Below are 12,376 nucleotides of genomic sequence, written 5' to 3'. Positions count from 1 at the left end.
TCATGCAAGACGGGCTTACTGGGCGTTATGCAGCGCCAGGCAGTTATCCAGCATGCGGTTGGAGAATGCCCATTCGTTGTCATACCAGGCCAGCACTTTCATCAGCTTGCCGTTAGCCTTGGTGTGGTTGGCATCGAAAATCGACGACAGCGGGTTGTGGTTGAAGTCGTGGGACACCAGCGGCAGGGTGTTGTAGCCGAGGATTTTCGAGTGCTGGCTGGCTTCTTTGAAGATCGCGTTGACCTCTTCAGCCGTGGCTTCGCGCTTGAGCTGCACGGTCAGGTCCACCAGCGATACGTTGATCACCGGAACGCGAACAGCCATGCCATTGAGTTTGCCTGCCAGTTCCGGGAGCACCAGGCCGACGGCTTCAGCCGCACCCGTCTTGGTCGGGATCATCGACTGGGTGGCTGAACGCGCACGGTACAGGTCGGTGTGGTAGACGTCGGTCAGATTCTGGTCATTGGTGTAGGCGTGGATGGTGGTCATCAAACCGCTTTCAATCCCCCATTCGCGGTGCAGAATCTGGGCGACGGGTGCCAGGCAGTTGGTGGTGCAGGACGCGTTGGAAATAATCTGATGCGATTGACGCAGGATGTCGTGGTTGACGCCGTAAACCACGGTGGCGTCCGCGCCTTTGGACGGGGCCGAGACAATCACTTTGCGCGCGCCGGCAGTAATATGCGCAGCGGCTTTGTTGCGGTCGGTGAACAGGCCGGTGCATTCGAACACCACATCAATGTTTTCTGCCTTCCACGGCAGCTCTGCCGGATTACGGATGGCGCTGACCGCGATTCGGTCACCGTTGACGGTCAGGCTTTCATGGTCGAATGCCACCGTGCCGCCAAAATGGCCGTGGGTGGTATCGAATTGCAGCAGGTGCGCGTTGATCGCGCTGTCACCCAAGTCGTTAATGGCGACGACCTGCAGGTCCTCTCGATAGCCTTGGGTATAGAGTGCACGTAGGACATTGCGGCCAATGCGGCCAAAGCCATTGATAGCGATACGAAGCGTCATGCAGCCGTCCTCTTTTAAATTTGTTGTTGGAATTACAAGATTATTCGCATAAAAATAGAAAACAAGCCTTTTTAATGGCAATATTTTGTCTTATCTACAACGAGTAGCCCGTAAGTCCGGTTCAAATGTTCGACATCAAGCCTTTGCCCAGCCTAGGCCGCACAGTCGATAATTGGAACCACCTGAACGGGTCATCTATCCGCAAGCCTGGAGTTCATCACATGCATCCCCGCGTTCTTGAGGTAACTGAACGGCTAATCGCCCGTAGTCGTGCGACGCGCGAGCGCTATCTGCACATGATCCACGGCGCCGCCAGCGACGGCCCGATGCGCGGCAAGCTGCAATGCGCCAACTTTGCTCATGGCGTCGCAGGCTGCGGCACCGAAGACAAGCAAAGCCTGAAGATGATGAACGCCGCCAACGTGGCCATTGTTTCGTCTTACAACGACATGTTGTCGGCGCATCAGCCGTACGAGCATTTCCCGGACCAACTCAAACAGGCCCTGCGCGATATCGGCTCGGTCGGCCAGTTCGCCGGTGGTGTGCCGGCAATGTGTGACGGCGTGACCCAGGGCGAGCCGGGCATGGAACTGGGTATCGCCAGCCGTGAAGTGATCGCCATGTCCACCGCCATCGCGCTGTCGCACAACATGTTCGACGCCACGTTGTGCCTGGGTATCTGCGACAAGATCGTGCCGGGTCTGCTGATGGGCGCATTGCGCTTTGGTCACCTGCCAACGCTGTTCGTGCCGGGCGGGCCAATGCCGTCGGGTATCTCGAACAAGGAAAAAGCCGACGTCCGTCAACGCTACGCCGAAGGCAAGGCCAGCCGCGAAGAGCTGCTGGAGTCGGAGATGAAGTCCTACCACAGCCCTGGCACCTGCACGTTCTATGGCACCGCCAACACCAATCAGTTGCTGATGGAAGTCATGGGCCTGCACTTGCCGGGTGCCTCTTTCGTCAATCCGTACACGCCGTTGCGCGATGCCCTGACCCGCGAAGCGGCGCATCAGGTCACGCGTCTGACCAAGCAAAGCGGCGACTTCATGCCGCTGGGCGAAATCGTCGACGAGCGCTCGCTGGTCAATTCCATCGTTGCCCTGCACGCCACTGGCGGCTCGACCAACCACACCTTGCACATGCCAGCGATTGCCATGGCGGCCGGTATCAAGCTGACCTGGCAGGACATGGCTGATCTGTCGGAAGTGGTGCCGACCCTGACCCACGTTTATCCGAACGGCAAGGCCGACATCAACCACTTCCAGGCGGCGGGCGGTATGTCGTTCCTGATCCGTGAACTGCTGGAAGCCGGGCTGCTGCACGAAAACGTCAACACCGTCGCCGGTTTCGGCCTGAGCCGTTACACCCGCGAACCGTTCCTCGAAGACGGCAAGCTGGTCTGGCGCGAAGGGCCTATCGAAAGCCTGGATGAAGACATCCTGCGCCCCGTCGCGCGGCCATTCTCGCCTGAAGGCGGTTTGCGCGTGATGGAAGGCAACCTCGGTCGTGGGGTGATGAAAGTCTCCGCCGTGGCGCCTGAACATCAAGTGATACAAGCCCCGGCGCTGGTGTTCCAGGATCAACAGGACCTGGCCGACGCATTCAAGGCTGGCAAGCTGGAGCGCGACTTCGTGGCGGTGATGCGCTTTCAGGGTCCGCGCTCCAATGGCATGCCCGAACTGCACAAGATGACGCCGTTCCTTGGCGTGCTGCAGGACCGTGGTTTCAAAGTCGCGTTAGTCACTGATGGGCGTATGTCCGGTGCGTCCGGGAAGATTCCGGCGGCGATCCATGTCTGTCCTGAAGCCTTCGACGGCGGACCTTTAGCGCTGGTTCGTGACGGAGATATCATTCGCGTCGACGGCGTCAAAGGTACATTGCAGGTGCTGGTCGAGCCGGCAGAATTGGCCGCCAGAGAGCCCGCGATTGGTCTGCTCGACAATGGTGTCGGTTGTGGGCGCGAGCTGTTTGGCTTCATGCGCATGGCCTTCAGCTCCGCAGAGCAGGGCGCCAGTGCCTTTACGTCGGGTCTGGAGACGCTTAAGTGAAATTGGCTTTGGTCGGTGATATTGGCGGCACCAATGCGCGTTTTGCCATCTGGGAAGACGGTCAGTTGCATTCGATCCGGGTCTTCCCGACCATCGATTACGCCAGCCCGGAAAAAGCCCTTGAGGTCTATCTCGAAGACCTGGACCTGCATCCGGGCGAAGTCGGCTCCATCTGTCTGGCGGTTGCCGGGCCGGTGGGCGGCGACGAATTTCACTTCACCAACAGCCACTGGCGTATCAGTCGCACGGCGTTCTGTGCGCACTTGAAGCTGGATAACCTGCTGCTGATCAATGACTTCTCGGCGATGGCGCTGGGCATGACGCGTCTGCGCGACGATGAGTACCTGACGGTCTGCCACGGCATCCCCGAGGAAGGTCGTCCACGGGTGGTGATCGGTCCTGGCACCGGGCTTGGCGTGGGCACCTTGCTGCCCCTCGCCGACAACCACTGGATGGCGTTGCCGGGGGAGGGCGGGCATGTCGATCTGCCGCTCGGCACCCCACGCGAAGCGCAGATATGGGCGCGCCTGATGACTGAACACGAGCATGTCAGTGCCGAAACCGTGCTCAGCGGCAGTGGCTTGTTGCTCTTGTACAAGGTCAGCTGTTCGCTGGATAACATCGAGCCCACGCTTAAATCACCGGCCGCCATTACCTCGGCGGCGCTGGCGGGCGATCCGGTGGCTGTGGCGGTGCTGGAGCAGTTCTGTTGCTGGCTGGGACGGGTGGCGGGCAATAATGTGCTGACCGTCGGCGGTCGTGGCGGTGTCTATATCGTGGGCGGGGTCGTGCCGCGCTTCACTGACTTCTTCATCGCCAGCGGTTTTGCCCGGTCCTTTGCCGAAAAAGGCTTGATGAAAGATTATTTCAAGGGCATCCCAGTGTGGCTGGTGACCGCCGAATACCCCGGTTTGATGGGGGCGGGAGTGGCATTGCAGCAGGCATTTGGCTGAGGGCTGTTTGGAACCTGTTGCGCTCGGCGCAGTCTGGGACCGTGTAACCTGTGCCACGCCTCGTTCATGAGGCGCATGTTTTATTCAGAACAAGGACGATGGATGTGAGTTCAGTCAGTAAATCGATTTTGCTGGTCGATGATGATCAGGAAATTCGTGAATTGCTGCAAACCTACCTGAGTCGTTGTGGCTTCGTCGTGCGCACGGTGGGCGATGGTGCCGGTTTTCGCCAGGCGCTCAACGAAGAACCCAGCGATCTGGTGATCCTCGATGTCATGCTGCCCGACGAAGATGGTTTCAGCCTGTGCCGTTGGGTGCGTCAGCATCCGCGTCAGTCCCAGGTCCCGATCATCATGCTCACGGCCAGCTCCGACGAAGCCGACCGGGTGATTGGTCTGGAATTGGGCGCTGATGATTATCTGGGCAAACCTTTCAGTCCCCGCGAGCTGCAGGCGCGAATCAAGGCCCTGTTGCGACGTGCGCAATTCGGTCACGAGCGGGGCGCCGGTGAGGTACTGGCTTTCGATGAATGGCGGCTGGACATGGTCAGTCACCGACTCTTTCACAATGATGGCGAGGAAGTGATCCTCTCCGGCGCCGATTTTGCCTTGCTCAAATTGTTTCTGGACCGCCCGCAGCAAATCCTCGATCGCGACACCATTGGCAATGCCACCCGGGGTCGTGAGCTGATGCCTCTGGAGCGCATTGTCGACATGGCTGTCAGCCGTCTGCGTCAACGATTGCGAGATACCGGCAAGGCGCCGCGGCTGATTCGTACCGTGCGTGGCAGTGGCTACCTGTTGGCCGCGAATGTCACGTCGTTGGTCACTAATGGCTACTGAAAAAGGTTGGCGTCGGCTGGTGCCGCACTCGTTGCTGGGTCGCATGCTGTTGCTGACGCTGCTGGTCGTGCTGCTGGCGCAGGGGTTGTCCAGCGTGATCTGGTTGTCGCAATTGCGCGCCACGCAAATGGAAGGCTTGGTCACCAGTGCCCGCAGCCTCGCGCACTCCATGGCCGCCAGCGTCAGTTACTTCCGGTCACTGCCGGTGGCTTATCGTCCGCTGGTGCTCGATCAATTGCGCAGCATGGGCGGTACGCGCTTTGTCGTGACCCTGAATGACAAACCGCTGGAAATGGAAGTGCTGGGGCCAACCCCGCGCAAGACCGCAGTGCTGAACGCGGTCGACGACGTGTTGCGTCAGCATCTCGGCAGTGAACCGAATATTTCGGTGAGTTTCGTGCGACCCGAAGACCTGCGGATTTTTAACGGTGGCATCAAGCTGGATGAGCTGCCGCGTTCCTGGGCGCATTACGCCTTGAGTCTGGAGCCGATCAATCCGCCGGTCCTCGTCACCCAGATCGAACTGGCGCCCGGCGAATGGCTGTACATCGCCTCGTTGCTGCCCGAACCCTACACCACGCTCGAAGAGCAGGATCTGCCGGCGCAGCAGGTCTGGTTCATCGTGCTGACCAGCAGCTTTCTGTTGTTGTTTATCGGCCTGCTGGTGCATTGGCAAAGCCGCCCGCTCAAGCGCCTGGCCCGCGCGGCGCGGGAAATGTCGTTGGGTACGGTAGTCGAACCGGTCGTCGAAGGTGGCGGCAGCGAGGTGGTTGAAGTCAGTCGGGCGTTCAACGCCATGCGCGAGCGTATCAGTCGCTACCTCTCGGAACGCAGCCAGCTGTTCAGCGCGATCTCCCACGATTTGCGTACGCCCATCACGCGTTTGCGGCTGAGGGTCGAGCTGTTGGACGATGAGGCGGTGCAAGCCAAATTCAGTCGCGACCTCGACGAGCTGGAGCTCTTGGTCAAAGGCGCGCTGCAATGCGTGAAAGATACGGATATCCACGAAAACATTGAGCCGGTGGACCTCAATCAGGTGCTGCATTGCCTGGTCGAACCCTACCTGTCGCCCGCCGGCAATGGCCGTGTCACCCAGCAAGGGAAGGCCGCCGCGTTTTATCCGGGCAAGCCATTGGCGCTCAAACGCTGCATCGGCAACCTGATCGATAACGCGCTCAAGTACGGGCAGAAGGCCCACCTGCATGTCGATGACGACGCCGAAGCGTTCGTCCTGCACGTCGATGACGAAGGCCCCGGTGTGCCCGAACAGCGCCAGGAACAAGTGTTCGAGCCGCATTTCCGTCTCGCCGGCAAGCAACAGCAGGGGTACGGCCTGGGCTTGGGTATTGCGCGCAATATTGCCCACAGCCATGGCGGCGAAGTGAGCCTGCAAAACCTCCGCGAAGGCGGCCTGCGCGTGACCTTGCGCCTGCCGCGAACCCACGACTGACAGGCCTTTTTACGACTGTTTCCTTTATGTAACCAGGCTGTGACCTTTGCGCGTCCCTTCGTTACCGTGGCGCCGAAACCCTTGGTTAAAATCTATGCAGCGCAAGCACCAGACTTGCTCACGCATAACAACAAGAAAAGGTAATCAGATGAATTCGATCTCCCGCCTCGCTGCTGTCATTTCCCTCGCCTCGTTGTTCCCTCTGAGCGTTCTTGCTGCGGATGCGCCTGCCGGTTCAAAAGGCACCGTGGAAGTGGTCCACTGGTGGACGTCGGGCGGCGAAGCAAAGGCTGTCGATGTCCTGAAAAAGCTGGTCGAGAAAGATGGCTATAGCTGGCAGGACAGCGCCGTCGCCGGTGGCGGTGGTGCCGCGGCCATGACCGTGTTGAAAACCCGTGCGGTGTCTGGTAATCCACCTTCTGCTGCACAGATCAAAGGTCCGGACCTGCAAGAGTGGGGCGCCTTGGGCCTGTTGACCAACCTCGACGACGTATCGAAAGCCAATAACTGGGACAAGCTGCTGTCCAAAACCGTCTCCGACACGATGAAGTACGAAGGTCATTACGTGGCGGTGCCGGTGAACATTCACCGGGTGAACTGGCTGTGGATCAACCCGGAAGTGTTCAAGAAAGCCGGTATCGACAAAGCGCCAGCCACCCTTGATGAATTCTTCGCGGCAGGTGACAAGCTCAAGGCAGCCGGTTTCATCCCCTTGGCCCACGGTGGCCAACCCTGGCAGGACAGCACGGTCTTCGAAGACCTGGTGCTGAGCATCATGGGGCCAGAGGGCTACAAGAAAGCCTTCCTTGATCTCGACGAGAAAACCCTGACGGGCGACAAGATGGTCGAGGTGTTCACCACGCTGAAAAAACTCATCGGCTACATGGACAACAACCGTGCCGGGCGTGACTGGAACCTTGCGGCGGCTGACGTCATTCAGGGCAAGGCCGGCATGCAGATGATGGGCGACTGGGCCAAGAGCGAGTGGAGTGCCGCCGGTAAGGTTGCCGGTAAAGACTACCAATGCGTTCCTTTTCCGGGCACTCAGGGCAGCTACACCTACAATATCGATTCACTGGCGATGTTCAAGTTGTCTGCCAAGAACAACACCCCCGGCAACCTCGCGGCTCAGAACGACGTGGCAAAAATCGCCCTCGAGCCTGAGTTCCAGTACGTGTTCAACCAGAACAAAGGCTCGATCCCGGTTCGTAACGACCTGGACATGAGCAAGTTCGACAGCTGTGGTCAGGCTTCGGCAAAGGACTTCAAGGATGCCGACAAGAACGGCAAGCTTGAGCCAAGCATGGCGCACAACATGGCGACCTCACTCGCTGTGCAGGGCGCGATCTTCGACACGGTCACTAACTTCATGAGCGACCCGAAAGCCGATCCGCAAGCCGTCGTCAAAAAGCTGTACTCGGGCATCCAGTCAGCCAAGTAATCGACTGTTGAATCACCGCTGGTTCGCCAGCGGTACACCCCAGCCGTAGTGCGTGCTGCTGAAACCTTAGCGGGTTTCACGCTGGCGTTCGGCCTGGATTCCTTGTTCTCGAACTGGATTTTTCAGATGAGCTCTGTCGCTGTGTTCAGCAAGGCCTCACCGTTCGATGCGTTGCAACGCTGGCTGCCCAAGTTGGTGTTGGCGCCAAGCATGCTGATCGTGCTGGTCGGTTTCTATGGTTACATCCTATGGACGTTTGTGCTTTCGTTCACTAATTCAACGTTTATGCCCAGCTACAAGTGGGCGGGTTTGCAGCAATACACACGTCTGCTCGACAACGATCGTTGGTGGGTGGCGAGCAAAAACCTGGCGGTGTTCGGCGGCATGTTCATAGGCATCAGCCTGGTGCTGGGTGTCGTGCTGGCGGTCCTGCTGGATCAGCGCATCCGTCGTGAAGGTTTTATCCGCACGGTCTATCTGTACCCGATGGCGCTGTCGATGATCGTCACCGGTACAGCCTGGAAATGGCTGCTCAACCCCGGTCTGGGCCTGGACAAAATGCTCCGTGACTGGGGTTGGGAAGGCTTCCGCCTGGATTGGCTGGTCGATCCGAGTCGCGTCGTGTACTGCCTGGTGATCGCAGCGGTCTGGCAGTCCTCCGGGTTCGTCATGGCGCTGTTTCTCGCCGGGTTGCGCGGGGTCGATCAGTCGATCATCCGTGCCGCACAGATCGACGGCGCAAGCCTGCCGACCATTTATCTGCGTGTCGTGCTGCCAAGCCTGCGCCCGGTGTTTTTCAGCGCGGTGATGATTCTGGCGCACATCGCCATCAAGAGCTTCGACCTGGTGGCGGCGATGACCGCAGGTGGCCCCGGCTACTCTTCGGACCTGCCCGCGATGTTCATGTATTCGTTCACCTTCAGCCGCGGCCAGATGGGCATGGGCTCGGCGAGTGCAATCCTGATGCTCGGCGCGATTCTCGCCATCCTCGTGCCGTATCTGTATTCCGAGCTGAGGACCAAGCGCCATGAATAGTCAGATGGGTAAACCTTCCATCAGCATCAGCCGGGTCGCGATCTATGCGGTTTTGCTGTTGGCGGTCGTGGTGTACCTGGTGCCGCTGATCGTGATGCTGCTGACCAGCTTCAAGTCCCCGGAAGACATCAGCACCGGTAACTTGTTGAGCTGGCCGACAGTGGTCACCGGCATGGGGTGGGTCAAGGCCTGGGCCACGGTCGATGGCTACTTCTGGAACTCGGTGAAAATCACCGTGCCAGCGGTTCTGATCTCTACCGCCATCGGCGCCATCAACGGTTACGTGCTGGCGATGTGGCGTTTTCGTGGTTCGCAATTGTTCTTCGGTCTGTTGTTGTTCGGCTGTTTCCTGCCGTTCCAGACCGTGCTGCTGCCGGCGTCGTTCACGGTCGGCAAGATGGGGCTGGCAGCCTCCACCACCGGCCTGGTGTTCGTGCATGTGGTCTACGGCCTGGCATTCACCACGCTGTTCTTCCGCAACTACTACGTGAGCATTCCGGATGCGTTGGTCAAGGCTGCGCGGCTGGACGGTGCCGGATTTTTCACCATCTTCGGCCGGATCATTCTGCCGATGTCGACGCCGATCATCATGGTCTGCCTGATCTGGCAGTTCACCCAGATCTGGAACGACTTCCTGTTCGGTGTGGTCTTCTCCAGCGGCGACTCGCAGCCCATCACCGTGGCACTGAACAACCTGGTCAACACCAGCACCGGTGCCAAGGAATACAACGTTGATATGGCAGCGGCGATGATCGCCGGGCTGCCGACACTGCTGGTCTATGTGCTGGCTGGTAAGTATTTCCTGCGTGGGCTGACGGCCGGCGCGGTCAAGGGGTAATCATGGCAACTCTCGAATTGCGCAACGTCAACAAGACCTACGGCAGCGGTTTGCCGGATACCTTGAAAAACATCGAACTGAAGATCGATGACGGCGAGTTTCTGATTCTGGTCGGTCCGTCGGGCTGCGGTAAATCGACCTTGATGAACTGCATTGCCGGGCTGGAAAACATCAGCGGCGGCTCGATCCTGATCGATGACGCGGACATCAGCGGCATGAGCCCCAAGGATCGCGACATCGCCATGGTGTTCCAGTCTTATGCGCTGTACCCGACCATGAGCGTGCGCGAGAACATCTCGTTCGGTTTGAAAATCCGCAAGATGCCGCCCGCAGCCATCGAAGAGGAAGTCGCTCGGGTCGCCAAGCTGTTGCAGATCGAACACCTGCTCAATCGTAAGCCCGGCCAGCTTTCCGGTGGGCAGCAACAGCGTGTGGCGATGGGCCGTGCGTTGGCGCGGCGGCCGAAAATCTACCTGTTCGATGAGCCGCTTTCCAACCTCGACGCCAAGCTCCGGGTCGAGATGCGCACTGAAATGAAGCTGATGCACCAGCGCCTGAAAACCACCACGGTTTACGTGACCCACGACCAGATCGAAGCCATGACCCTGGGCGACAAAGTGGCGGTGATGAAGGACGGGATCATTCAGCAGTTCGGTACGCCGAAGCAGATTTATAACGATCCGGCCAACCTGTTCGTCGCCAGCTTCATCGGTTCGCCGCCGATGAACTTCATCCCCTTGCGCCTGCAACGCAAGGACGGGCGCTTGCTGGCCCTGCTCGACAGTGGTCAGGCGCGTTGCGAGCTGCCGCTGGGCATGCTCGATGCAGGCCTGGAAGACCGTGAAGTGATTCTCGGCATGCGTCCTGAACAGATCGTTCTGGCCCCCGTCGAACCCAATGGCTTGCCGACCATTCGCGCCGAAGTTCAGGTCACCGAGCCGACCGGGCCGGACACCCTGGTGTTCGTCACGCTCAACCAGAGCAAGGTCTGCTGCCGCCTGGCGCCGGACGTTGCGCCGCAGGTGGGGGAATCCCTGAACCTGCAGTTCGATCCCTCCAAGGTGTTGCTGTTCGACGCCAAGAGCGGCGAGCGGCTCGGGGTTCTAGGCGCGTCCCAGTCCGCTGGGCGTGTGGGCAATGTCACTCAGATGAATCGCAACCAATGACGGAGTGCGCCGAGCATCGCAGGTTTGATCGACCTGGCCCTAACAGTCAGTCAGCCAGCGACACGATGTTAGTCAATGCAAGTCACCTACTAGCGCTAATAACAATAAGAGGATTTAAGGGATGAATCATAAAGAAGCCAAATCGCTTACCCAATTCAAGCTGATTAGCACGCTGTCTGTTTTGGGTGCATTAAGCCTGGCTGGAAGCGTGCACGCAGCTGAAGCTTTTGATCCGAACTCGCAGTGGATGTCGGGCGACTGGGGTGGCACGCGTACCGAGTTGCTGAACAAGGGATATGACTTTTCACTTGAGTACGTAGGGGAAGTCGGCAGCAACTTGCACGGCGGCTACAACAACGACAAGACCGCACGCTACGCGGACCAGTTCGCTCTGGGCGTGGACCTGGATCTGCAAAAAATCCTCGGCTGGCATGACGCTGAATTCAAACTGGCGATCACCGAGCGCAGTGGCCGCAACATCTCCAATGACCGCATCGGCGATCCGCGTGCTGGCACCTTCAGTTCGTCACAGGAAGTCTGGGGCCGCGGTCAGACCTGGCGCCTGACGCAAATGTGGGCCAAGCAGAAATATTTTGACGGCGCACTGGATGTTAAAGCCGGTCGTTTCGGGCCGGGCGAAGACTTCAACAGCTTCCCGTGCGACTTCCAGAACCTTGCGTTCTGCGGCTCGCAAGTGGGTAACTGGGTCGGCAGCATCTGGTACAACTGGCCCGTCAGCCAGTGGGCGTTGCGCGTTAAGTACAACATCACGCCTGAGTTCTACGCACAGGTCGGCGCGTTCGAGCAGAACCCGTCCAACCTGGAAACCGGTAACGGCTTCAAGCTCAGCGGCAGCGGCACCAAAGGCATGATCATCCCCACCGAGCTGGTCTGGTCGCCGAAGGTCAACGACCTGCCGGGCGAATACCGTCTTGGTTACTACTACAGCACCGCCAAAGCCGACGACGTATACAAAGGCGCCGACGGTCAGGCGCAGCCACTCACCCCGGGCGGGGAATACCAGTCGCACAGCAGCAAACATGGCTGGTGGGTCGTGGCTCAGCAGCAACTCACCACCCACAACGGCGATGCTGCCCGTGGCTTGAGTGCGTTCGCCAACGCAACCGTGCATGACAAGGCCACCAACTACATCGATAACTACCAGCAGATCGGCCTGACCTACAAAGGTCCGTTCAATGGGCGTCCAAAAGATGACATGGGTGTGGGTATCGCTCGGATCCACGTCAATGACGATGCGCAAGACCGTGCACGCCTGGTTAACCAAATCAGCGGGATCGACGATTACGACAACCCGAACTATCTGCCGGTGCAGAGCACTGAATACAACGCCGAGATTTACTACGGCTTCCACGTCACCAATTGGCTGACCGTGCGTCCCAACCTGCAATTCATCAAACACCCTGGTGGCGTCGATCAGGTTGACGATGCGCTGGTTGCGGGTTTGAAGATTCAGTCGAAGTTCTAAGCGGGCTTTAGCGCTAATCAAGGCTTTAAGACGCGCTTTCAGTGATCAAGGTATGTGTGTGCTTTGCGGGCAGCCTGGCTGCCCGCTTTTTTTTGAGTCG

At 59.0% G+C, this 12,376-nt stretch carries 10 protein-coding genes; 9 read left to right on the top strand and 1 reads right to left on the bottom strand.

What is annotated here, in order from left to right; genetic code table 11:
• Nucleotides 1–15: 15 nt before the first annotated feature.
• Complete coding sequence (gene gap / locus AC1MEA_RS02235; RefSeq protein WP_480916528.1) at nt 16–1,017, bottom strand: type I glyceraldehyde-3-phosphate dehydrogenase; 1,002 nt, start codon at nt 1,015–1,017, stop codon at nt 16–18.
• A 221-nt stretch (nt 1,018–1,238) separates the two neighbouring features.
• On the opposite strand from gap, the gene edd reads away from it, so the two are divergent.
• The 9 genes from edd (at nt 1,239) to AC1MEA_RS02190 (ending at nt 12,276) form a co-directional block, all read left to right on the top strand.
• Nucleotides 1,239–3,065 (top strand): phosphogluconate dehydratase, encoded by a 1,827-nt coding sequence (edd, locus tag AC1MEA_RS02230; RefSeq protein WP_480916526.1) that lies wholly within the window; start codon nt 1,239–1,241, stop codon nt 3,063–3,065.
• A complete protein-coding gene (locus tag AC1MEA_RS02225; RefSeq protein ID WP_219060958.1) occupies nt 3,062–4,018 on the top strand; it encodes a glucokinase in 957 nt (318 codons plus the stop codon). The genes edd and AC1MEA_RS02225 overlap by 4 nt, the downstream gene beginning before the upstream one ends.
• A 104-nt stretch (nt 4,019–4,122) precedes the next feature.
• A complete protein-coding gene (locus tag AC1MEA_RS02220) occupies nt 4,123–4,860 on the top strand; it encodes a response regulator (protein ID WP_219060959.1) in 738 nt (245 codons plus the stop codon).
• Nucleotides 4,850–6,310 (top strand): ATP-binding protein, encoded by a 1,461-nt coding sequence (locus AC1MEA_RS02215; protein WP_480916525.1) that lies wholly within the window; start codon nt 4,850–4,852, stop codon nt 6,308–6,310. The genes AC1MEA_RS02220 and AC1MEA_RS02215 overlap by 11 nt, the downstream gene beginning before the upstream one ends.
• Before the next feature lie 148 nt (nt 6,311–6,458).
• A complete protein-coding gene (locus tag AC1MEA_RS02210) occupies nt 6,459–7,751 on the top strand; it encodes an ABC transporter substrate-binding protein (protein WP_219060961.1) in 1,293 nt (430 codons plus the stop codon).
• A gap of 126 nt (nt 7,752–7,877) precedes the next feature.
• Nucleotides 7,878–8,786, top strand: a complete 909-nt coding sequence (locus AC1MEA_RS02205) for a carbohydrate ABC transporter permease (protein WP_219060962.1) — start codon at nt 7,878–7,880, stop codon at nt 8,784–8,786.
• Complete coding sequence (locus AC1MEA_RS02200) at nt 8,779–9,624, top strand: carbohydrate ABC transporter permease (protein ID WP_219060963.1); 846 nt, start codon at nt 8,779–8,781, stop codon at nt 9,622–9,624. Before AC1MEA_RS02205 ends, AC1MEA_RS02200 begins: the two co-directional genes overlap by 8 nt.
• Nucleotides 9,625–9,626: 2 nt before the next feature.
• Nucleotides 9,627–10,790 carry an ABC transporter ATP-binding protein gene (locus tag AC1MEA_RS02195; protein WP_480916522.1) on the top strand — a complete coding sequence of 388 codons (1,164 nt, stop codon included), beginning with the start codon at nt 9,627–9,629 and terminating at the stop codon, nt 10,788–10,790.
• A gap of 121 nt (nt 10,791–10,911) precedes the next feature.
• A complete protein-coding gene (locus AC1MEA_RS02190; protein WP_480916521.1) occupies nt 10,912–12,276 on the top strand; it encodes a carbohydrate porin in 1,365 nt (454 codons plus the stop codon).
• Nucleotides 12,277–12,376: the final 100 nt, after the last annotated feature.

The sequence above is a fragment of the Pseudomonas sp. ASL8 genome (genome assembly GCF_056680355.1).
This window is presented reverse-complemented; position numbering and strand designations above follow the sequence as displayed.